This is a genomic window from Escherichia sp. KS167_9B, assembly GCF_030295215.1.
GTDB lineage: Bacteria > Pseudomonadota > Gammaproteobacteria > Enterobacterales > Enterobacteriaceae > Escherichia > Escherichia coli_F.
The window spans coordinates 1,554,145-1,576,121 of the sequence record NZ_AP025754.1; the positions used below are offsets into that span (position 1 = coordinate 1,554,145).

At 47.6% G+C, this 21,977-nt stretch carries 20 protein-coding genes; 12 read left to right on the plus strand and 8 right to left on the minus strand.

Annotated features, from left to right (window positions below; genetic code table 11):
- Positions 1-140 precede the first annotated feature (140 nt).
- A complete protein-coding gene (gene purU, locus QUE34_RS07715; RefSeq protein WP_103253932.1) occupies positions 141-983 on the minus strand; it encodes a formyltetrahydrofolate deformylase in 843 nt (280 codons plus the stop codon).
- Positions 984-1,032: 49 nt separating this feature from the next.
- Entirely contained in the window at positions 1,033-1,491 is a 459-nt protein-coding gene (locus QUE34_RS07720; protein WP_001602321.1) for a YchJ family protein, read from the minus strand.
- Between the two features lie 112 nt (positions 1,492-1,603).
- Between QUE34_RS07720 and rssA the strand changes: the two genes are divergently transcribed.
- The 3 genes from rssA to galU all read left to right on the plus strand — a co-directional run bounded on the left by rssA (position 1,604) and on the right by galU (position 4,724).
- Positions 1,604-2,509, plus strand: a complete 906-nt coding sequence (gene rssA / locus QUE34_RS07725; RefSeq protein ID WP_001226476.1) for a patatin-like phospholipase RssA — start codon at positions 1,604-1,606, stop codon at positions 2,507-2,509.
- 91 nt (positions 2,510-2,600) lie between these two features.
- The gene (rssB, locus tag QUE34_RS07730) at positions 2,601-3,614 is read left to right on the plus strand and encodes a two-component system response regulator RssB (protein ID WP_000193447.1); all 1,014 of its coding nucleotides are present in this window, start codon (positions 2,601-2,603) and stop codon (positions 3,612-3,614) included.
- A 201-nt stretch (positions 3,615-3,815) separates the two neighbouring features.
- Positions 3,816-4,724 (plus strand): UTP--glucose-1-phosphate uridylyltransferase GalU, encoded by a 909-nt coding sequence (gene galU, locus QUE34_RS07735; RefSeq protein WP_000718995.1) that lies wholly within the window; start codon positions 3,816-3,818, stop codon positions 4,722-4,724.
- 143 nt (positions 4,725-4,867) lie between these two features.
- Here the strand turns inward: galU and hns are convergent, their stop codons facing one another.
- Positions 4,868-5,281 carry a histone-like nucleoid-structuring protein H-NS gene (hns, locus tag QUE34_RS07740; RefSeq protein ID WP_001287378.1) on the minus strand — a complete coding sequence of 138 codons (414 nt, stop codon included), beginning with the start codon at positions 5,279-5,281 and terminating at the stop codon, positions 4,868-4,870.
- A 603-nt stretch (positions 5,282-5,884) separates the two neighbouring features.
- Here hns and tdk point away from each other — a divergent pair.
- Entirely contained in the window at positions 5,885-6,502 is a 618-nt protein-coding gene (gene tdk / locus QUE34_RS07745; RefSeq protein ID WP_103254010.1) for a thymidine kinase, read from the plus strand.
- Between the two features lie 302 nt (positions 6,503-6,804).
- On the opposite strand, the gene adhE is transcribed toward tdk, so the two are convergent.
- On the minus strand, positions 6,805-9,480 hold the full coding sequence (adhE, locus tag QUE34_RS07750) for a bifunctional acetaldehyde-CoA/alcohol dehydrogenase (protein ID WP_103254009.1): 2,676 nt from the start codon (positions 9,478-9,480) through the stop codon (positions 6,805-6,807).
- A 476-nt stretch (positions 9,481-9,956) separates the two neighbouring features.
- Between adhE and ychE the strand changes: the two genes are divergently transcribed.
- The 6 genes from ychE to oppF all read left to right on the plus strand — a co-directional run bounded on the left by ychE (position 9,957) and on the right by oppF (position 16,926).
- Positions 9,957-10,604, plus strand: a complete 648-nt coding sequence (gene ychE / locus QUE34_RS07755; RefSeq protein WP_000616773.1) for an NAAT family transporter YchE — start codon at positions 9,957-9,959, stop codon at positions 10,602-10,604.
- Between the two features lie 735 nt (positions 10,605-11,339).
- Complete coding sequence (oppA, locus tag QUE34_RS07760) at positions 11,340-12,971, plus strand: oligopeptide ABC transporter substrate-binding protein OppA (protein WP_001317786.1); 1,632 nt, start codon at positions 11,340-11,342, stop codon at positions 12,969-12,971.
- An 85-nt stretch (positions 12,972-13,056) separates the two neighbouring features.
- A complete protein-coding gene (oppB, locus tag QUE34_RS07765; RefSeq protein ID WP_000911112.1) occupies positions 13,057-13,977 on the plus strand; it encodes an oligopeptide ABC transporter permease OppB in 921 nt (306 codons plus the stop codon).
- Between the two features lie 14 nt (positions 13,978-13,991).
- Positions 13,992-14,900, plus strand: coding sequence for an oligopeptide ABC transporter permease OppC (gene oppC / locus QUE34_RS07770; protein ID WP_000979659.1), 909 nt, complete (start codon positions 13,992-13,994; stop codon positions 14,898-14,900).
- An 11-nt stretch (positions 14,901-14,911) separates the two neighbouring features.
- The gene (oppD, locus tag QUE34_RS07775) at positions 14,912-15,925 is read left to right on the plus strand and encodes a murein tripeptide/oligopeptide ABC transporter ATP-binding protein OppD (RefSeq protein ID WP_103254008.1); all 1,014 of its coding nucleotides are present in this window, start codon (positions 14,912-14,914) and stop codon (positions 15,923-15,925) included.
- Complete coding sequence (oppF, locus tag QUE34_RS07780; RefSeq protein ID WP_000994905.1) at positions 15,922-16,926, plus strand: murein tripeptide/oligopeptide ABC transporter ATP-binding protein OppF; 1,005 nt, start codon at positions 15,922-15,924, stop codon at positions 16,924-16,926. Before oppD ends, oppF begins: the two co-directional genes overlap by 4 nt.
- A gap of 52 nt (positions 16,927-16,978) precedes the next feature.
- Here the strand turns inward: oppF and QUE34_RS07785 are convergent, their stop codons facing one another.
- Positions 16,979-17,308 carry an HI1450 family dsDNA-mimic protein gene (locus tag QUE34_RS07785; protein ID WP_000366959.1) on the minus strand — a complete coding sequence of 110 codons (330 nt, stop codon included), beginning with the start codon at positions 17,306-17,308 and terminating at the stop codon, positions 16,979-16,981.
- Between the two features lie 34 nt (positions 17,309-17,342).
- Positions 17,343-18,803, minus strand: coding sequence for a cardiolipin synthase (cls, locus tag QUE34_RS07790; RefSeq protein ID WP_000214516.1), 1,461 nt, complete (start codon positions 18,801-18,803; stop codon positions 17,343-17,345).
- Positions 18,804-18,945: 142 nt separating this feature from the next.
- Here cls and QUE34_RS07795 point away from each other — a divergent pair, with 142 nt between their 5' ends.
- Entirely contained in the window at positions 18,946-19,119 is a 174-nt protein-coding gene (locus QUE34_RS07795) for a YciY family protein (protein WP_001309467.1), read from the plus strand.
- Between the two features lie 54 nt (positions 19,120-19,173).
- On the opposite strand, the gene kch is transcribed toward QUE34_RS07795, so the two are convergent.
- Together kch and QUE34_RS07805 are read right to left on the minus strand one after the other, a co-directional pair.
- Positions 19,174-20,427: a voltage-gated potassium channel protein gene (gene kch, locus QUE34_RS07800; protein ID WP_103254007.1), complete on the minus strand. Its 1,254-nt coding sequence runs from the start codon at positions 20,425-20,427 to the stop codon at positions 19,174-19,176.
- 300 nt (positions 20,428-20,727) lie between these two features.
- Complete coding sequence (locus QUE34_RS07805) at positions 20,728-21,024, minus strand: YciI family protein (protein WP_000967595.1); 297 nt, start codon at positions 21,022-21,024, stop codon at positions 20,728-20,730.
- Between the two features lie 223 nt (positions 21,025-21,247).
- On the opposite strand from QUE34_RS07805, the gene tonB reads away from it, so the two are divergent.
- Positions 21,248-21,967 carry a TonB system transport protein TonB gene (gene tonB, locus QUE34_RS07810; protein WP_000171276.1) on the plus strand — a complete coding sequence of 240 codons (720 nt, stop codon included), beginning with the start codon at positions 21,248-21,250 and terminating at the stop codon, positions 21,965-21,967.
- Positions 21,968-21,977 lie beyond the last annotated feature (10 nt).

Genomic DNA, 21,977 nt, shown 5'->3' on the forward strand with positions numbered 1-21,977 from the left:
GGCCTGCTCCCTTGTGGGGAAGCGGGGCGCATCATATCAAATGACACGCTGCTGTAAAGGGTTACGTTGAGAAAAATGAACTGGTTGCGTAATTTTCATCCGTAACGGATTAAAGGCAACCAGTTCTATTTTGCTGGCGATTAAAGAATAATCGTCCGGTTACCGTAAACAAATACACGCTGCGCCAGCACTTTGTAAAGCGCGCGGCTTAAGACGTTTTTCTCGACATCACGACCTGCACGCATCATATCTTCAGCCGTGTATGTATGATCGACATGAATAACGTCCTGCATGATGATTGGGCCTTCATCCAGATTGTCATTCACATAGTGAGCGGTTGCACCAATAATCTTCACGCCACGCTCATAGGCCTGGTGATAGGGACGTGCACCGATAAACGCTGGCAGGAATGAATGGTGAATATTGATAATTTTATTCGGGAAGCGTGCTACGAACTCTGGCGTTAATACGCGCATATACTTCGCCAGCACCACGTAGTCAGTCTGATAAGCGTCAATGGCATCCGCCATTTTTTGATCGTGCTCGTTGCGACTTAATCCTTCATGACTTACCAGCTCAAACGGAATATCAAAACGCTCAACCAGAGAACGTAAAGTATCGTGGTTACCAATAACTGCCGCGATTTCGACATCCAGGCCGCCGTAATTGGCTTTCATCAACAAATCGCCAAGGCAATGCGCCTCTTTAGTGACCAGAATCACTATCCGGCGACGACCGGCAGGATTCAGCTCACGTACGGAGCCTTCTGGCAATGCGCTGTCGAGATCCGCCAGCAGGGTGGAATCATTAAAAATGCCTTCCAGTTCCGTGCGCATAAAAAAGCGCCCGGTACGGTGATCAACAAATTCATTGTTCTGCACGATATTTAACTCGTGCTTGTAGCAAATATTGGTAATACGGGCGATCAGACCTTTTTGGTCCGGACAAATAGTACGCAGAACTTTACGTTGGAGTGAATGCATTGCTGGAAAAACCTTGTTGAGAGTGTTTGCTAAACCGTACCGTCAACCATTATTGGCCGCAGCACTTTTTAAATTTTTTACCTGAACCACAAGGGCAGGGATCGTTGCGGCCAAACTGCGGACGTGTACCGTCAATATAGTACCATTGACCGTTTTCTTTCAAAAATCGCGAACGTTCAATTATTGCACCTGTTTTGCCACCTTCGGTAAATCGAGCAACAAAACTGACAAATCCGATATTGTCGCCGTCCTGCCAACAATGTTCAAATACGGTCAATCCCAACCATTCAGTATGCGCAAACCCGGCAATCAATTCGGCACGTAACGCCGCCGCACCACAAGACGGATGCCAAGTCTTTATTAAATAATCTGCGTCTTGCATCACAAAAGCGCAGTAACGCGAACGCATGAGATGTTCTGGATCAGGTGCAACCTTTTCACCAGACACATAAGGGTGGCAACATAGGCTATACTCGACAGCACTACCACAGGGACAAAGCTGAGACACAAATAATCTCCCTGGAAACAATAACGGCGTATTAACCGCCTGAGTAGCACTATGTTAACCGAGCAGTAGCGATGTTGCTACGATTGCATTCCAGGGGAATCTTGCGGGAATAATGAGAAAGATAAAAATAGGGCTGGCGCTGGGATCTGGCGCGGCGAGAGGTTGGTCGCATATTGGCGTTATTAATGCGCTAAAAAAAGTGGGTATTGAAATTGATATCGTTGCAGGATGCTCAATTGGTTCGCTGGTGGGCGCGGCCTATGCATGCGATCGATTATCTGCGCTGGAAGATTGGGTAACCTCTTTCAGTTATTGGGATGTTTTACGCCTGATGGATCTCTCCTGGCAGCGCGGTGGGTTACTGCGCGGCGAGCGTGTCTTCAATCAATATCGCGAAATAATGCCGGAAACAGAGATCGAAAATTGTTCCCGTCGCTTCGCGGCTGTTGCCACCAATTTAAGTACTGGGCGCGAATTATGGTTTACTGAAGGCGATCTCCATCTTGCTATTCGTGCATCATGCAGTATTCCAGGACTAATGGCACCCGTTGCGCATAACGGCTACTGGCTGGTTGATGGGGCAGTAGTTAACCCAATTCCTATTTCGCTCACGCGTGCATTGGGTGCTGATATTGTGATAGCGGTCGACCTGCAGCACGATGCTCATTTGATGCAACAAGATCTGCTCTCCTTTAATGTCAGTGAAGAAAATAGCGAGAATGGTGATTCTCTGCCGTGGCATGCGCGTCTGAAAGAAAGGTTGGGCAGCATAACGACACGTCGGGCGGTGACAGCGCCAACGGCAACAGAGATTATGACCACTTCTATCCAGGTGCTGGAGAACCGCCTTAAAAGGAACCGCATGGCAGGTGATCCGCCCGATATTCTGATTCAACCTGTTTGCCCGCAAATATCTACGCTTGATTTCCATCGCGCGCACGCTGCCATTGCGGCTGGGCAGCTGGCAGTGGAAAAGAAAATGGACGAACTTTTGCCGTTGGTACGCACCAACATTTGACCAGAATTTTTATCTACACTTAAGTTAATTCTGACAGGCGCAGGTGGCAATAGCATGCCACTATTGAGTAAAGCCAGTCAGGGGAGAGAACATGACGCAGCCATTGGTCGGAAAACAGATTCTCATTGTTGAAGATGAGCAGGTATTTCGCTCGCTTCTGGATTCGTGGTTTTCCTCATTGGGAGCGACAACGGTACTGGCGGCTGATGGGGTGGATGCCCTTGAGTTGCTGGGAGGTTTCACTCCAGACCTGATGATATGTGATATCGCGATGCCACGAATGAACGGGCTTAAACTGCTGGAACATATACGCAACAGAGGTGACCAGACACCGGTTCTGGTGATATCTGCCACTGAAAATATGGCAGATATTGCCAAAGCGTTACGTCTGGGCGTTGAAGATGTTTTGCTGAAACCAGTTAAAGATCTGAATCGCTTGCGCGAGATGGTTTTTGCCTGTCTCTATCCCAGCATGTTTAATTCCCGCGTTGAGGAAGAGGAGAGGCTTTTTCGCGACTGGGATGCAATGGTTGATAACCCTGCCGCAGCGGCGAAATTATTACAGGAATTGCAACCGCCGGTTCAGCAGGTGATTTCCCATTGCCGGGTTAATTATCGTCAATTGGTTGCCGCGGACAAACCCGGCCTGGTGCTTGATATTGCCGCACTTTCGGAAAACGATCTTGCATTTTATTGCCTTGATGTCACCAGAGCTGGACATAATGGCGTACTTGCTGCCTTGTTATTACGCGCATTGTTTAACGGATTATTACAGGAACAGCTTGCACATCAAAATCAACGGTTGCCAGAGTTGGGCGCGTTATTGAAGCAGGTAAACCATTTACTCCGTCAGGCCAATCTGCCGGGGCAGTTTCCGCTATTAGTTGGCTATTATCATCGCGAACTGAAAAATCTCATTCTGGTTTCTGCGGGTCTGAATGCGACGTTAAATACTGGCGAACACCAGGTGCAAATCAGTAATGGTGTTCCGTTAGGCACTTTAGGTAACGCTTATTTGAATCAATTGAGCCAGCGATGCGATGCCTGGCAATGCCAAATATGGGGAACCGGTGGTCGGCTTCGCTTGATGTTGTCTGCAGAATGAGCAAACGATAACGCGGGCTAAATTTGCATTACCTGCTAATGTCGGCTGGTGGTACTATCGTCGCCATTCGTATAAGTAATTGTCTTAATTATGCTAACTCGCCTCCTTTTCAGAACTTAGCCCCTTCGGGGTGCTGATATACTGGGATGCGATACAGAAATATGAACACGTTCAAAACACGAACAGTCCAGGAGAATTTAAATGGCTGCCATTAATACGAAAGTCAAAAAAGCCGTTATCCCCGTTGCGGGATTAGGAACCAGGATGTTGCCGGCGACGAAAGCCATCCCGAAAGAGATGCTGCCACTTGTCGATAAGCCATTAATTCAATACGTCGTGAATGAATGTATTGCGGCTGGCATTACTGAAATTGTGCTGGTTACTCACTCATCTAAAAACTCTATTGAAAACCACTTTGATACCAGTTTTGAACTGGAAGCAATGCTGGAAAAACGTGTAAAACGTCAACTGCTTGATGAAGTGCAGTCTATTTGTCCGCCGCACGTGACTATTATGCAAGTTCGTCAGGGGCTGGCGAAAGGCCTGGGACACGCGGTATTGTGTGCTCACCCGGTAGTGGGTGATGAACCTGTGGCTGTTATTTTGCCTGACGTTATTCTGGATGAATATGAATCCGATTTGTCACAGGATAACCTGGCAGAGATGATCCGCCGCTTTGATGAAACGGGTCATAGCCAGATCATGGTTGAACCGGTTGCTGATGTGACCGCATATGGCGTTGTGGATTGCAAAGGCGTTGAATTAGCGCCGGGTGAAAGCGTACCGATGGTTGGCGTGGTTGAAAAACCAAAAGCGGATGTTGCGCCGTCTAATCTCGCTATTGTGGGTCGTTACGTTCTTAGCGCGGATATTTGGCCGTTGCTGGCAAAAACCCCTCCGGGTGCTGGTGATGAAATTCAGCTCACCGACGCAATTGATATGCTGATCGAAAAAGAAACGGTGGAAGCCTATCATATGAAAGGGAAGAGCCATGACTGCGGTAATAAATTAGGTTACATGCAGGCCTTCGTTGAATACGGTATTCGTCATAACACCCTTGGCACGGAATTTAAAGCCTGGCTTGAAGAAGAGATGGGCATTAAGAAGTAACTTCCGTATCGGTGTTATCCACGAAACGGTGTTGAGCAATCGACGCCGTTTTTTTATAGCTTATTCTTATTAAATTGTCTTAAACCGGACAATAAAAAATCCCGCCAATGGCGGGATTTTAAGCAAGTGTCATCTACAAAAGATTATTGCTTGATCAGGAAATCGTCGAGGGATTTACCTTGCTCATCCATTGCTTTTTTGATTACAGCTGGAGTACGACCCTGGCCAGTCCAGGTTTTAGTTTCGCCGTTTTCGTCAACGTAGCTGTATTTTGCCGGACGCTGAGCGCGTTTAGCTTTGGTGCCAGATTTAACGGCAGCAAGGCTATTCAGCAGTTCGTTCGGGTCAATACCGTCAGCGATCAGCATTTCGCGATATTGCTGCAGTTTACGAGTGCGCTCTTCAACTTCAGCAGCAGCCGCGCTTTCTTCTTCGCGACGTTCGTTAACAACAACTTCTAATTTTTCCAGCATTTCTTCCAGCGTTTCAAGTGTACATTCTCTTGCCTGCGCACGAAGAGTACGGATGTTGTTCAGAATTTTAAGTGCTTCGCTCATTGTAGTAATCTCAAACTTATATTGGGGTGGTTTGTTGAGGTAATAATAGAGCCTTAAATTCAGTTGTGCAATAGCCAGGAATGTAAGGAATTCAAAATTGTTCTTTATTTTGTGCCGCCAATAAATATCTTTTCATAAAATTAGCCAGAAAAGACGCGGCATATAGCCCTATTTGCGCCGATGATTTCGCAGCACGTGAGGTTAAAACTTCCTGATTCATGTCACATTTTATGGGGAGATTATCGTAGGCTGACGACCTTTCAGTCTTCTGTATTAGTCGTGTTTACGAGAATTCCCTATTAAGCGAATGATGAAAAGTAGAACAGTCGCAATAAGAGCAGGGACTTAGTATTGCACTATCTCCAGGAGGTCAACAGAGGGCTATTACTTGCGCAACAGGTTAAAGATTGTGAATAGTTACCAGCAGTCATTTACCCGCTTATAACAAGCGAGGCAGTTGTAATGATAGCTCAGAAGGATTATGGAAGGCTTCGTAAGGGAGAACGCATATACCACTTCTATGCATACTGTTGAGCTGAAAAACTGACGAATTATGATAAACTCCAGCCAACTTTAATTCATATCATTGAGGGCCTGTGGCTGATGGCACAGCTATATTTCTACTATTCCGCAATGAATGCGGGTAAGTCTACAGCATTGTTGCAATCTTCATACAATTACCAGGAACGCGGCATGCGCACTGTCGTATATACGGCAGAAATTGATGATCGCTTTGGTGCCGGGAAAGTCAGCTCGCGTATAGGTTTGTCATCGCCTGCAAAATTATTTAACCAAAATTCATCATTATTTGATGAGATTCGTGCGGAACATGAACAGCAGGCAATTCATTGCGTACTGGTTGATGAATGCCAGTTTTTAACCAGACAACAAGTATATGAATTATCGGAGGTTGTAGATCAACTCGATATACCCGTACTTTGTTATGGTTTACGTACCGATTTTCGAGGTGAATTATTTGTTGGCAGCCAATACTTACTGGCATGGTCCGACAAACTGGTTGAATTAAAAACCATCTGTTTTTGTGGCCGTAAAGCAAGCATGGTGCTGCGTCTTGATCAAGCAGGCAGACCTTATAACGAAGGTGAGCAGGTGGTTATTGGTGGTAATGAACGCTACGTTTCTGTATGCCGCAAACACTATAAAGAGGCGTTAGAAGTCGGCTCATTAACGGCTATTCAGGAAAGGCATCGCCACGATTAATAAGAATTTCTTTACTGACAGGGTGAGCAGAGCGCTTTTATCCTGTCAGTTCATTTTACGCACTTCATCCGGTGTATATACCCTTCTCGACAGTTCTTTAACGCCACTATACCCCTCACAGATCGCTTTTACAGTGACGTTGACTTGTGACCCGTAAAGTACAATATCGCTGTGTGTAGGCGTTATACATCGCCGTAAATATGATGAAGGCAAATGCTGTCGGTTTATGGGAAAGTTGCTTTGGGTAAAACAAAAAAACGGCCCCAGAAGGGACCGTTTATGTTGCCAGACAGTGCTACTTATTAAGCGGATTTCTTCGCTTTTTTCTCAGCTTTAGCCGGAGCGGCTTCTTTTTTCGCTACAGTTTCACCTTCTACATAATCACGACCGTAGTAGGTATCCAGCAGAATCTGTTTCAGCTCGGAGATCAGTGGGTAACGCGGGTTAGCGCCGGTGCACTGGTCATCGAATGCATCTTCAGACAGTTTATCCACATTCGCCAGGAAGTCTGCTTCCTGAACGCCAGCTTCACGGATAGATTTCGGAATACCCAGTTCAGCTTTCAGCGTTTCCAGCCATGCCAGCAGTTTCTCGATCTTAGCAGCAGTACGGTCGCCCGGTGCGCTCAGACCCAGGTGGTCAGCAATTTCAGCATAACGACGGCGAGCCTGCGGACGGTCATACTGGCTGAATGCAGTCTGCTTGGTCGGGTTGTCATTCGCGTTGTAGCGAATAACGTTACAAATCAGCAGGGCGTTTGCCAGACCGTGCGGAATATGGAACTGGGAACCCAGTTTGTGCGCCATTGAGTGACATACACCCAGGAAGGCGTTCGCAAACGCGATACCAGCGATAGTTGCTGCACTGTGAACACGTTCACGCGCTACCGGATTTTTAGATCCTTCGTGGTAGGACGCTGGCAGATATTCTTTCAGCAGTTTCAGTGCCTGCAGTGCCTGACCATCAGAGAACTCAGATGCCAGTACAGAAACATAAGCTTCCATGGCGTGAGTTACTGCGTCCAGACCACCGAAAGCACACAGGGACTTCGGCATGTCCATAACCAGGTTGGCATCGACAATCGCCATATCCGGGGTCAGCGCATAGTCTGCCAGCGGATATTTCTGACCAGTAGCGTCGTCAGTTACAACCGCAAACGGAGTGACTTCAGAACCTGTACCAGAAGTGGTGGTGACAGCGATCATTTTCGCTTTCACGCCCATTTTCGGGAACTTGTAGATACGTTTACGGATATCCATAAAGCGCAGCGCCAGTTCTTCGAAGTGAGTTTCTGGATGCTCGTACATGACCCACATGATCTTCGCGGCATCCATCGGGGAACCACCACCCAGCGCGATAATCACGTCTGGTTTGAAGGAGTTTGCCAGTTCTGCACCTTTACGAACGATGCTCAGGGTCGGGTCAGCTTCTACTTCGAAGAAGACTTCAGTTTCAACGCCTGCTGCTTTCAGTACGGAAGTGATCTGATCAGCATAACCATTGTTGAACAGGAAGCGGTCAGTCACGATGAGCGCACGTTTGTGGCCATCAGTAATCACTTCATCCAGCGCGATTGGCAGAGAGCCACGGCGGAAGTAGATAGATTTCGGAAGTTTGTGCCACAACATGTTTTCAGCTCGCTTAGCAACGGTTTTCTTGTTGATCAGGTGTTTCGGACCAACGTTTTCAGAGATGGAGTTACCACCCCAGGAACCACAACCCAGAGTCAGGGAAGGTGCGAGTTTGAAGTTATACAGGTCACCGATACCACCCTGAGACGCCGGGGTGTTGATCAGAATACGGGCCGTTTTCATTTTCTGACCGAAGTAGGCAACGCGAGCCGGTTGGTTATCCTGGTCAGTGTACAGGCAAGAGGTATGACCGATGCCGCCCATAGCAACCAGTTTCTCTGCTTTTTCTACCGCGTCTTCGAAATCTTTAGCACGGTACATTGCCAGAGTCGGGGACAGTTTTTCATGTGCGAACGGTTCGCTTTCATCAACAACGGTCACTTCACCGATCAGAATCTTGGTATTTTCTGGTACAGAGAAGCCTGCCAGTTCAGCAATTTTATAGGCTGGCTGACCAACGATAGCTGCGTTCAGTGCGCCGTTTTTCAGGATAACGTCCTGAACTGCTTTCAGCTCTTTGCCCTGCAGTATGTAACCGCCGTGGGTAGCGAAACGCTCACGTACCGCGTCATAAACAGAGTCAACTACAACAACAGATTGTTCAGAAGCACAGATTACGCCGTTGTCGAAGGTTTTAGACATCAGTACAGATGCAACTGCACGTTTGATATCAGCAGTTTCATCGATAACGACTGGAGTGTTACCCGCGCCTACGCCGATAGCTGGTTTACCGGAGCTGTATGCGGCTTTAACCATACCCGGACCACCGGTCGCGAGGATCAGGTTGATGTCTGGGTGGTGCATCAGCGCGTTAGACAGTTCAACAGAAGGTTGATCGATCCAGCCAATCAGGTCTTTCGGCGCACCAGCAGCGATAGCAGCCTGCAGAACAATATCTGCAGCTTTGTTGGTTGCATCTTTTGCACGCGGGTGCGGGGAGAAGATAATGGCGTTACGGGTCTTCAGGCTGATCAGCGATTTGAAGATAGCCGTTGAAGTCGGGTTAGTAGTCGGAACGATACCGCAAATAATACCGATTGGTTCAGCGATAGTGATGGTACCAAAAGTGTCGTCTTCAGACAGAACACCACAGGTTTTTTCATCTTTATAGGCGTTGTAGATATATTCAGAAGCAAAGTGGTTTTTGATTACTTTATCTTCGACGATACCCATGCCGGATTCGGCAACGGCCATTTTCGCGAGTGGGATTCGAGCATCTGCAGCTGCCAGGGCGGCGGCGCGGAAGATTTTGTCTACTTGCTCTTGAGTGAAACTGGCATATTCACGCTGGGCTTTTTTTACACGCTCTACGAGTGCGTTAAGTTCAGCGACATTAGTAACAGCCATAATGCTCTCCTGATAATGTTAAACTTTTTTAGTAAATCATCTGCTCGAATACGAGAGTATAGTCAGTGCGGTGATGATTTGCTTAACCGATGAAAATCAAAAGCTTACTCGCGCTCACACTCACTGTGATTTACTAAAAGAGTTTAAACATTAGAGCTATTTATCTCTAATGCGTCACTTCCAGGTGGCGTAAGCAAGATTACTCACTTCTGGGTACTGATTACGTGATCCAAATCAAATTTTTGCGAAGCTGACACCTTTCAGCATCGCTTTTCGCCATTATAGCTAACAGTTAATAAATTGTAGTATGGTTTGTTGGTTACATTAGCATGTTTTGTACAACTAGATAACAATAACGAATGATAGCAATTTTAAGTAGTTAGGAGGTGAAAAATGCGGTTAAAAGGCGTATTGTCAGCGCGTCTTTTTAACCTTTTTATGGCTAACATTATCCGGCTTTTGCTTCGGAGCTAACCGTGATTCAGACCCTTTTTGATTTTCCCGTTTACTTCAAATTTTTCATCGGGTTATTTGCGCTGGTCAACCCGGTTGGGATTATTCCCGTCTTTATCAGCATGACCAGTTATCAGACAGCGGCAGCGCGAAACAAAACGAACCTTACAGCCAACCTGTCTGTGGCCATTATCTTGTGGATCTCGCTTTTTCTCGGCGACACGATTCTACAGCTTTTTGGTATATCAATTGATTCGTTCCGTATCGCCGGTGGCATCCTGGTGGTGACGATTGCGATGTCGATGATCAGCGGCAAGCTCGGCGAGGATAAACAGAACAAGCAAGAAAAATCAGAAACCGCGGTACGTGAAAGCATTGGTGTAGTGCCATTGGCGTTGCCGTTGATGGCGGGGCCAGGGGCGATTAGTTCCACCATCGTCTGGGGTACGCGTTATCACAGTATTAGCTATCTGTTTGGTTTCTTTGTGGCTATTGCATTGTTTGCTTTATGCTGCTGGGGATTGTTCCGCATGGCACCGTGGCTGGTACGGGTTTTACGCCAGACCGGCATCAACGTGATTACGCGTATTATGGGGCTATTGCTGATGGCGTTGGGGATTGAATTTATCGTTACTGGTATTAAGGGGATTTTCCCCGGCCTGCTTAATTAATTCCTTTCAAATGAAACGGAGCTGACATGCTCCGTTTTATCGTCATTATTTTTACTTTGTTCCCGCGCAGTTATCAAAAGCAAAAGGAATAGGTCAGAATATTCCTCTGAAATTACAGTTATTTATAAGGATTTCCTTAACTGCTTCGCCTCACCATCATGTTATTTTCGCCACATCATAATCCTGGGCTTGCTGAAGAATAATTGAAATGATATTAGTAATTCCACTGCCTTTGGTAGAGGAAAGTGCTAAATAACAATCAATTGTTAAATTATTGTGCATTTCACTACTGGAACTGTAATCAGAAAAGATAGACATGCTTAACCAATCTCTATTTGATTGAATTGAAAGATGTTTGTTAAGACATGGATACAAGCTATAGATTCTGATACGGTCAATAAAAGAGAATTGCTTAACAATTTTGCAAAATGTATTGGCGAGTAAGAAGCGCATTTGGTACTTTCCGACCAACCGCCAGGCGATTTTTATTGGTAATGAGAATAATTAACAATTAAAGAGCGTCGCAAAAGAATAATGTGTCTCGACAGGGGAGACACAGTACGAATCGACATAAGGTGATCGTCTGAATCACCAGAATAAATAAAGTCGGTGATAGCAATCCGTAACGATAAAGTAACCTGACAGCAGAAAGTCTCCGAGCCTGTGCAGGGTCCCAATCCGGGATTACACATGCTGGTTAATACCAGTAATTATAATGAGGGAGTCCAAAAAACAATGACCAACATCACCAAGAGAAGTTTAGTAGCAGCTGGCGTTCTGGCTGCGCTTATGGCAGGGAATGTCGCGCTGGCAGCTGATGTACCCGCAGGCGTCACACTGGCGGAAAAACAAACGCTGGTACGTAACAATGGTTCAGAAGTTCAGTCATTAGATCCGCATAAAATTGAAGGTGTTCCGGAGTCTAATATCAGCCGAGACCTGTTTGAAGGCTTACTGGTCAGCGATCTTGACGGTCATCCGGCACCTGGCGTCGCTGAATCCTGGGATAATAAAGACGCGAAAGTCTGGACCTTCCATTTGCGTAAAGATGCGAAATGGTCTGATGGCACGCCAGTCACAGCACAAGACTTTGTGTATAGCTGGCAACGTTCTGTTGATCCAAACACCGCTTCTCCGTATGCCAGTTATCTGCAATATGGGCATATCGCCGGTATTGATGAAATTCTTGAAGGGAAAAAACCGATTACCGATCTCGGCGTGAAAGCTATTGATGATCACACATTAGAAGTCACCTTAAGTGAACCTGTTCCGTACTTCTATAAATTACTTGTTCACCCATCAACTTCACCGGTGCCAAAAGCCGCTATCGAGAAATTCGGCGAAAAATGGACCCAGCCTGGTAATATCATCACCAACGGTGCCTATACCTTAAAAGATTGGGTCGTAAACGAACGAATCGTTCTTGAACGCAGCCCAACCTACTGGAACAACGCGAAAACCGTTATTAACCAGGTAACCTATTTGCCTATTGCTTCTGAAGTTACCGATGTCAACCGCTACCGTAGTGGTGAAATCGACATGACTTATAACAACATGCCGATCGAATTGTTCCAGAAGCTGAAAAAAGAGATCCCGGACGAAGTTCACGTTGATCCATACCTGTGCACTTATTATTACGAAATTAACAACCAGAAACCGCCATTCAACGATGTACGTGTGCGTACCGCACTGAAACTGGGTATGGACCGCGATATCATTGTTAATAAAGTGAAAGCGCAGGGCGACATGCCCGCCTATGGTTACACTCCACCGTATACTGATGGCGCAAAATTGACTCAGCCGGAATGGTTTGGCTGGAGCCAGGAAAAACGTAACGAAGAAGCGAAAAAACTGCTGGCTGAAGCGGGTTATACCGCAGACAAACCGTTGACCATCAACCTGTTGTATAACACCTCCGATCTGCATAAAAAGCTGGCGATTGCTGCCTCTTCATTGTGGAAGAAAAACATTGGTGTAAACGTCAAACTGGTTAACCAGGAGTGGAAAACGTTCCTCGACACCCGTCACCAGGGCACTTTTGATGTGGCCCGTGCAGGCTGGTGCGCAGACTACAACGAACCAACTTCCTTCCTGAACACCATGCTGTCGAACAGCTCGATGAATACCGCGCATTATAAGAGCCCGGCCTTTGACAGCATTATGGCGGAAACGCTGAAAGCGACTGACGAGGCGCAGCGCACAGCTCTGTACACTAAAGCAGAACAACAGCTGGATAAGGATTCGGCCATTGTTCCTGTTTATTACTACGTGAATGCGCGTCTGGTGAAACCGTGGGTTGGTGGCTATACCGGCAAAGATCCGCTGGATAATACCTACACCCGGAATATGTACATTGTGAAGCACTAATGGCAATACGTGGGGCAGGAGTGTCCTGCTCCACGGTGTCTGATTTTTATCGCATTACAGAAGGCACAGGCCAGAAGGTAGGGCAATGTTAAAATTTATTCTACGTCGCTGTCTGGAAGCGATTCCGACGCTATTTATTCTTATTACTATTTCGTTCTTCATGATGCGCCTCGCGCCGGGAAGCCCTTTTACCGGCGAACGTACTTTACCGCCAGAAGTGATGGCCAATATCGAAGCGAAATATCATCTTAATGATCCGATCATGACACAGTATTTCAGCTACCTGAAACAACTGGCGCATGGCGATTTCGGTCCATCGTTTAAATATAAAGATTATTCGGTCAACGACCTGGTTGCATCCAGTTTTCCCGTTTCTGCCAAACTGGGAGCCGCAGCATTTTTCCTTGCGGTAATACTGGGTGTTAGTGCTGGCGTTATTGCCGCATTAAAACAAAACACCAAATGGGACTATACCGTGATGGGGCTGGCAATGACCGGGGTTGTTATCCCCAGTTTTGTGGTTGCGCCATTATTAGTCATGATATTTGCGATCATTTTGCATTGGCTGCCGGGCGGTGGCTGGAATGGTGGTGCGCTTAAATTCATGATACTGCCAATGGTGGCGTTGTCACTCGCCTATATCGCCAGTATTGCGCGTATTACCCGTGGCTCTATGATTGAAGTATTACACTCCAACTTTATTCGTACTGCCCGGGCGAAAGGGTTACCTATGCGGCGGATCATTTTACGCCACGCATTAAAACCTGCTCTGTTACCCGTGCTCTCCTATATGGGCCCTGCATTTGTCGGCATTATTACCGGTTCTATGGTCATCGAAACCATTTATGGTTTACCGGGGATTGGGCAATTGTTCGTTAATGGCGCATTGAATCGTGACTATTCCTTAGTGTTAAGTCTGACCATTCTGGTTGGCGCGTTAACCATTTTGTTTAATGCCATTGTCGATGTGCTATATGCGGTTATCGACCCGAAAATCCGTTACTGATACTGGAGCTCGCGATGATGTTAAGTAAGAAAAACAGCGAGACGCTGGAAAATTTCAGTGAAAAGCTGGAGGTCGAAGGGCGCAGCTTGTGGCAGGACGCACGTCGACGTTTTATGCATAACCGTGCGGCGGTTGCCAGTCTGATAGTGCTGGTGCTAATCGCGTTATTTGTAATCCTGGCACCGATGCTTTCGCAGTTTGCCTATGACGATACTGACTGGGCGATGATGTCCAGCGCCCCAGATATGGAGTCCGGTCACTACTTTGGTACTGACTCATCCGGTCGCGACCTGCTTGTGCGTGTTGCGATTGGCGGGCGTATCTCACTCATGGTCGGTGTTGCTGCGGCACTGGTGGCAGTGGTCGTGGGGACACTTTATGGTTCGCTTTCCGGTTATCTGGGCGGTAAAGTGGATTCGGTAATGATGCGTCTGCTGGAAATCCTCAACTCCTTCCCATTCATGTTCTTCGTCATTTTGCTGGTGACCTTTTTCGGTCAAAACATCCTGCTGATTTTCGTGGCGATTGGCATGGTTTCCTGGCTGGATATGGCTCGTATTGTGCGTGGGCAAACCCTGAGTCTGAAGCGTAAAGAGTTTATTGAGGCGGCACAAGTTGGCGGTGTATCGACGCCGGGCATTGTTATTCGCCACATTGTACCGAACGTACTCGGTGTGGTGGTGGTCTACGCATCGCTACTGGTGCCCAGCATGATCCTCTTTGAATCTTTCCTTAGCTTCCTGGGGTTGGGGACGCAAGAGCCGTTAAGCAGCTGGGGCGCATTGCTGAGTGATGGCGCGAACTCGATGGAAGTCTCTCCATGGTTACTGTTGTTCCCAGCGGGATTCCTCGTGGTGACGCTATTTTGTTTCAACTTTATCGGCGATGGCTTGCGTGATGCCCTCGACCCGAAAGATCGTTAAGGAGTGCAGCCATGAGCGTAATTGAAACTGCAACTGTGCCGCTCGCACAACAACAGGCTGACGCACTGCTGAACGTGAAAGATTTGCGTGTCACCTTTAGTACCCCGGACGGCGACGTCACGGCGGTCAATGATTTGAATTTTTCTCTACGTGCCGGGGAAACGCTGGGCATTGTCGGTGAGTCTGGTTCGGGTAAATCGCAAACTGCATTTGCGTTGATGGGCCTGCTGGCTGCCAATGGGCGTATTGGCGGCTCGGCAACCTTCAATGGGCGTGAAATCCTCAATTTGCCAGAGCGTGAACTCAATAAACTGCGTGCTGAACAAATCTCAATGATTTTTCAGGATCCGATGACTTCGTTGAATCCCTATATGCGCGTCGGTGAGCAGTTGATGGAAGTGCTGATGTTGCATAAGAACATGAGCAAATCTGAGGCGTTTGAAGAGTCGGTGCGGATGCTCGATGCGGTAAAAATGCCGGAAGCGCGTAAACGCATGAAGATGTTTCCGCATGAATTTTCTGGCGGCATGCGTCAAAGAGTCATGATTGCGATGGCATTGCTATGTCGACCTAAGCTGCTGATTGCTGATGAACCCACTACTGCGCTGGACGTCACCGTACAGGCGCAGATCATGACGCTATTGAATGAACTGAAGCGGGAATTTAATACCGCCATCATTATGATCACCCACGATCTTGGCGTGGTGGCAGGGATCTGCGACAAAGTGCTGGTAATGTACGCCGGGCGCACGATGGAATATGGCAACGCGCGCGATGTCTTTTATCAACCCGTTCATCCTTATTCTATCGGTTTACTCAACGCGGTGCCGCGTCTCGATGCTGAAGGTGAAACAATGTTGACCATCCCGGGTAATCCGCCAAACCTGTTGCGATTACCGAAAGGTTGCCCGTTCCAGCCACGTTGTCCGCATGCGATGGAAATTTGTAGTAGCGCACCGCCGCTGGAAGAGTTTACGCTTGGCCGTCTGCGTGCTTGCTTTAAACCGGTGGAGGAACTGTTATGAATGCTGTAACCGAAGGAAGAAAAGTCCTCCTCGAAATCGCCGATTTGAAAGTGCACTTTGAAATCAAAGATGGCAAACAGTGGTTCTGGCAACCGCCGAAAACGCTCAAAGCCGTAGATGGTGTAACTCTTCGCCTGTATGAAGGGGAAACATTAGGTGTGGTAGGGGAGTCGGGATGCGGTAAGTCCACCTTTGCTCGCGCCATCATTGGCCTGGTTAAAGCGACCGACGGTCATGTTGCCTGGTTAGGTAAAGAGTTGCTGGGCATGAAGCCCGATGAATGGCGTGCCGTTCGCAGTGATATTCAGATGATTTTCCAGGATCCATTGGCATCGCTTAACCCGCGTATGACCATCGGCGAGATCATCGCTGAACCACTGCGTACTTATCATCCGAAAATGTCACGCCAGGAAGTTCGCGAGCGCGTGAAGGCGATGATGCTGAAAGTCGGGTTATTGCCTAACCTGATTAACCGCTATCCGCATGAGTTCTCTGGTGGGCAGTGCCAGCGTATCGGGATTGCTCGTGCTCTTATTCTTGAACCGAAGCTGATTATCTGTGATGAGCCGGTGTCGGCGCTGGACGTGTCAATTCAGGCGCAGGTGGTCAACCTGCTCCAGCAGCTGCAACGCGAGATGGGATTGTCATTAATTTTTATCGCTCACGACCTGGCCGTGGTAAAACACATTTCCGATCGTGTGCTGGTGATGTATCTCGGCCATGCGGTAGAACTGGGGACCTATGATGAGGTCTATCACAATCCACTACATCCTTACACCAGGGCATTGATGTCGGCAGTCCCCATACCTGATCCGGATCTGGAGAAGAACAAAACCATCCAGTTACTGGAAGGGGAATTACCGTCGCCGATCAACCCGCCTTCCGGTTGTGTTTTCCGTACCCGTTGCCCGATTGCCGGTCCAGAGTGTGCCAAAACACGTCCTGTGCTGGAGGGGAGTTTCAGACACGCCGTGTCTTGCCTGAAAGTCGATCCGCTTTAAACAAAATAAGGGCTGACAATTGTCAGCCCTTTTTCACGCCGAAAGCGATTATTTATTCCCGCCAGATGATATGGCACAGTTTGTGATCTTTTTCGCGGCATAACAGAATGCGGGCGAAAACATCGTTGATTTCACCATCTTCACTGTCCGCCAGACCAATCACCACTTCGGCAAAAAAGTCCGGGTTCAAATCGAAATCAACATGTTCCTGCCAGTCTTCTGCCGGATCGAATAACTCCGCGCCGCCGCGCTCTTCAAACTGAAGATTGAACAGCAGAACATCAGCTGGATCGAGATTGTCGGCAGCCAGTTCGAGAAAAATATCGTAGGCCTGCTCAAGCGTTTCATCTTCAGTCAGGCGATTGTTTAGATCCATATCCATAGTCACTACCTGTTTAACCTCTGTTGGCGACGTTTTACAGCAACGGGCTGAAGAAGTAAAACAGTCGCTCGGCGACACGTTGCCATAATGGGCGTTTTAGCCATAAACGGGCATCGAGCAGACGAGAACGCGAAATATAATCGTCCTGAACGGCGGCGAGGTCAGCACCAAACCCTTTATCGTCGATTGCCAGGGTAATCTCGAAATTCAGCCACAGACTACGCATATCAAGGTTAACGGTACCAACCAGACTTAATTCGCCATCGACCAGCACGCTCTTGGTATGCAATAACCCGCCTTCAAACTGATAAATTTTAACCCCAGCAGCCAGCAGTTCCGTAAAGAACGCGCGACTGGCCCAGCCAACCAGCATTGAATCATTTTTTCGCGGAAGGATAATACTGACATCCACCCCGCGCTGCGCCGCCGTGCAAATCGCATGAAGTAAATCATCGCTGGGCACAAAGTAGGGCGTTGTCATGATCAAATATTCACGTGCCGAATAAGCCGCAGTCAGTAATGCCTGGTGAATGAGATCTTCCGGAAAGCCGGGGCCAGAAGCAATTGTGTGAATGGTGTGACCGCTGGCCTGCTCAAACGGCATAATATTGACATCTGGTGGTGGCGGCAGAATACGTTTCCCGGTTTCAATCTCCCAGTCGCAGGAATATATAATCCCCATCGCGGTGGCGATGGGACCTTCCATACGCGCCATCAGATCAATCCATTGCCCTACACCCGCATCCTGTTTGAAGTAGCGAGGGTCGACCATATTCATGCTGCCGGTGTACGCGATGTAATTATCGATCATGATCATCTTGCGATGTTGGCGCAGATCCATACGGCGTAAAAACACACGCATCAGATTGACCTTTAAGGCTTCGACCACTTCAATACCGGCATTACGCATTAGCTCGGGCCACGGGCTGCGGAAAAAAGCCACACTTCCGGCGGAGTCGAGCATTAGTCGGCAATGAATACCACGACGTGCAGCGGCCATTAATGATTCTGCCACCTGGTCCGCCATGCCGCCGGGTTGCCAGATATAAAACACCATCTCAATATTATGGCGAGCGAGCTGGATGTCGCGGATTAACGCCTGCATCACATCATCTGACTCGGTCATCAGTTGCAGCTGATTCCCTTTGACCCCAGCGATCCCCTGACGACGCTCACAAAGCTTGAATAATGGCGCTGCGACACTGCTGTTTTCTTCGGCGAAGATATGCTTACAGGCTTTAAGGTCGTTAAGCCATTTTGCGGTGGAAGGCCACATCGCTCTGGCGCGCTCAGCGCGGCGTTTGCCTAAATGGAGCTCGCCAACGGCAAGATAGGCAATAATTCCGACTAAGGGCAGAATGTAAATGATCAACAGCCAGGCCATCGCGGAGGGAACTGCGCGTCGTTTCATTAGAATGCGTAAAGTTACGCCTGCAATGAGCAACCAGTATCCCAGAATGGCCAACCAACTCACCAACGTATAAACGGTTGTCATAGATTAGAAATCCTTTTGAAAGCGCATTGTTATGAGTTTACGCATATGGATTCATCTGGCAAATAAAAACGCGGGAAAAGCACTGGTCAGCGTCGGGGTCGGGGGTATAATGACCATTCTGTTATTGCATAGAGTAGTTAACATGAAGCGGAGTAGAACGGAAGTGGGGCGCTGGCGCATGCAGCGTCAGGCTAGCCGACGTAAATCGCGTTGGCTTGAGGGGCAGTCGCGCCGAAATATGCGTATCCACAGCATCAGGAAGTGCATTCTAAACAAACAGCGTAACTCGTTATTGTTTGCGATCTACAATATCTAAATGTTCTGGGCACCATTGCGGTGCCCAATAAGTTTGCCCTTTCGTCTTCAAACTCTATTTTTGCGCCGATTCTTTGCTGTCAGTTTTCGTTTCTTGTTCATCGTTATCGCTGAAAATGCCATGACCGGAGTTCAACAACATTGAAACGAGCATATCATTATTAATCTCTTCACCATTTAAGACCCGCGCCAGAATTTCGCTGCCAAACAGTTGCGGCGAGAGAATAATATCCGGATGTACCATCTTAATCTTATTAAGGTTTTTGCTATCACTGACGGCGAGAACTGTTTTGACATCACTGCTCATATCTTTTGCCGATAGTACAACAAACGCGTTATCAGCATCGTTATCACTCAGCGCCAGAATGGCCCGGCATCGATCGATTCCTGCTTTCTTTAATACTGAACTGTCATTACTGTCACCGGGGATAACATCAGCGTTATCACCTAAGCGTTGCTCAAGTTGCTTAATATCATCTTCAGGCAAGTTGCTGATAACCGTTACATTTTGTCCGCGTTGATTCAGTTGCAGAATCGTATTGATGGCGAGAATCGAATGCCCGCAAACAATAAAATGATCTTTACGATGCATTGTATGATTGTTTCCTTTTACAAGTTTGTTGAATCCCCCGCGGATAAGCGGACCAAAAATTGAAGTCATGGAGGTGGCAAAAACGGTAATGCCGGAAATAATGACCGAAATAGTGAACAATCGTGCTGATTCAGAAACAGGGACAACATCGCCATAGCCGACGGTTGACATGGTTTCTATCGAAAAATAGAACGCGGTCATCAAACTTTCTATTCGCGGATTAAAACCTTCGCTTAAATAAAGCGCACCGTAGGTGGAGTAAAACAGTAACGTCGTGAAACTAATAAATGCGAAAATTGTCCCGGCTGCGGCGCTACTGTGGGAGAAGTCTTTGCGCAGTATCAGCAAAAACACCAGCGTAAAAATGCAAAATCCAATACTAAATTTCAGCCAGGGATAAAAATGCAGGGTGTAAATTAGCGCTATCAACAACAAAATGATACTGATTGCCCATGCGAGCTTTGCCCGGAACAGTAAGCCAATGGAGTTGAGGACAAGAAAGACGCCGAGCATAAAGAGTGGGGCATTTGCCAGCAAGGAGAGATCTAACTCTGAAAAGGCTTTGATATGGAAAATATCAAGCAAATTGACCGACATACCATAGATTGTTTTAAAAATGAGCAATCCATTTAAAAAGACGGCCAGCGCGAGAATGTCGTGCCGTAGGGTCACCCATAAATTTGTTGCTGTTTGTTTGAATGTAGTCCAGTGACTCACTGATACCTCTGTAACCACAATTTTGTTTAATTATCTCAACGTGCACATTTTCTGAACATACATGCAGCGCGTGAATGTGTTAAACAATAGTAGATGACTTTATCTGAAGTAATCAAAGGTTTTGAGTGAGCAACTCTGCGTCAGGAAAGGGCATTTTTCCTGAATATGCTCACATCATATAAAGAAATACAGATAAAGTTATTATCTGCTTGTGGGGGTGAATGCACTGACCGACCTATAAGGAAAGGCCAAACTAGAACACGGTTGCTAAAACCGTGCCCTTAAATATTGAATCTCTATTCAGAACACTTTCTTAAATGGTTTCACTGAAACGTGTTCATAGACTCCTGCCGCTACGTACGGGTCAGCATCGGCCCAGGCCTGAGCTGCTTCCAGCGATTCAAATTCAGCAATAACGGTTGAGCCAGTAAATCCCGCAGCCCCTGGATCGTTACTGTCTACTGCTGGCATTGGACCGGCGGTCAACAATCGACCTTCATCATGCAGTAACTGTAAACGTGCTAAATGTGCCGGACGAACGGAAAGGCGTTTTTCGAGGCTATCAGCTTTGTCTTGAGCGTAAATAACATACAACACGGGCACAACTCCTTGTTCGGGAAAGTTGTAAAGTACGTTATTTGAAAGGGCGAAGATCTGCAACGGAAAGATGATGTCTTTGTTAAGACCATGCATAAAGTAAGGTCAATTACGCCAAAAATGACATTTTCACTGATCCTGATCGTCTTGCCTTATTGAATATGATTGCTATTTGCATTTAAAATCGAGGCCTGGTTTTTCTACTGAAATGATTATGACTTCAATGACCCTTGATTTACCTCGCCGCTTCCCCTGGCCGACGTTACTTTCGGTCTGCATTCATGGTGCTGTTGTGGCGGGTCTGCTCTATACCTCGGTACATCAGGTTATTGAACTACCTGCGCCTGCGCAGCCAATTTCTGTCACGATGGTTGCGCCTGCGGATCTCGAACCGCCACAAGCCGTTCAGCCGCCACCGGAGCCGGTGGTAGAGCCAGAACCGGAACCTGAGCCGATCCCTGAACCGCCAAAAGAAGCACCGGTGGTCATTGAAAAGCCTAAGCCGAAACCTAAGCCAAAACCGAAGCCGGTGAAAAAGGTACAGGAGCAGCCAAAACGCGATGTCAAACCCGTAGAATCGCGTCCGGCATCACCGTTTGAAAATACGGCACCCGCGCGCCCGACATCAAGTACGGCGACGGCTGCAACCAGCAAGCCGGTTACAAGTGTGGCTTCAGGACCACGCGCATTAAGTCGCAATCAGCCGCAGTATCCGGCACGAGCACAGGCATTGCGCATTGAAGGGCAGGTTAAAGTTAAATTTGATGTCACGCCGGATGGTCGCGTGGATAACGTGCAAATCCTCTCAGCCAAGCCTGCGAACATGTTTGAGCGTGAGGTGAAAAATGCGATGCGCAGATGGCGTTATGAGCCGGGTAAGCCAGGCAGTGGGATTGTGGTGAATATCCTGTTTAAAATTAACGGCACCACCGAAATTCAGTAAGCAGAAAGTC

Coding starts and splice junctions, on each gene's coding strand:
- purU (WP_103253932.1), bottom strand. CDS start 983: ATGCATTCACTCCAACGTAAAGTTCTGCGTACTATTTGTCCGGACCAA.
- rssA (WP_001226476.1), top strand. CDS start 1,604: ATGAGAAAGATAAAAATAGGGCTGGCGCTGGGATCTGGCGCGGCGAGA.
- rssB (WP_000193447.1), top strand. CDS start 2,601: ATGACGCAGCCATTGGTCGGAAAACAGATTCTCATTGTTGAAGATGAG.
- galU (WP_000718995.1), top strand. CDS start 3,816: ATGGCTGCCATTAATACGAAAGTCAAAAAAGCCGTTATCCCCGTTGCG.
- hns (WP_001287378.1), bottom strand. CDS start 5,281: ATGAGCGAAGCACTTAAAATTCTGAACAACATCCGTACTCTTCGTGCG.
- tdk (WP_103254010.1), top strand. CDS start 5,885: ATGGCACAGCTATATTTCTACTATTCCGCAATGAATGCGGGTAAGTCT.
- adhE (WP_103254009.1), bottom strand. CDS start 9,480: ATGGCTGTTACTAATGTCGCTGAACTTAACGCACTCGTAGAGCGTGTA.
- oppA (WP_001317786.1), top strand. CDS start 11,340: ATGACCAACATCACCAAGAGAAGTTTAGTAGCAGCTGGCGTTCTGGCT.
- oppB (WP_000911112.1), top strand. CDS start 13,057: ATGTTAAAATTTATTCTACGTCGCTGTCTGGAAGCGATTCCGACGCTA.
- oppC (WP_000979659.1), top strand. CDS start 13,992: ATGATGTTAAGTAAGAAAAACAGCGAGACGCTGGAAAATTTCAGTGAA.
- oppD (WP_103254008.1), top strand. CDS start 14,912: ATGAGCGTAATTGAAACTGCAACTGTGCCGCTCGCACAACAACAGGCT.
- oppF (WP_000994905.1), top strand. CDS start 15,922: ATGAATGCTGTAACCGAAGGAAGAAAAGTCCTCCTCGAAATCGCCGAT.
- QUE34_RS07785 (WP_000366959.1), bottom strand. CDS start 17,308: ATGGATATGGATCTAAACAATCGCCTGACTGAAGATGAAACGCTTGAG.
- cls (WP_000214516.1), bottom strand. CDS start 18,803: ATGACAACCGTTTATACGTTGGTGAGTTGGTTGGCCATTCTGGGATAC.
- QUE34_RS07795 (WP_001309467.1), top strand. CDS start 18,946: ATGAAGCGGAGTAGAACGGAAGTGGGGCGCTGGCGCATGCAGCGTCAG.
- tonB (WP_000171276.1), top strand. CDS start 21,248: ATGACCCTTGATTTACCTCGCCGCTTCCCCTGGCCGACGTTACTTTCG.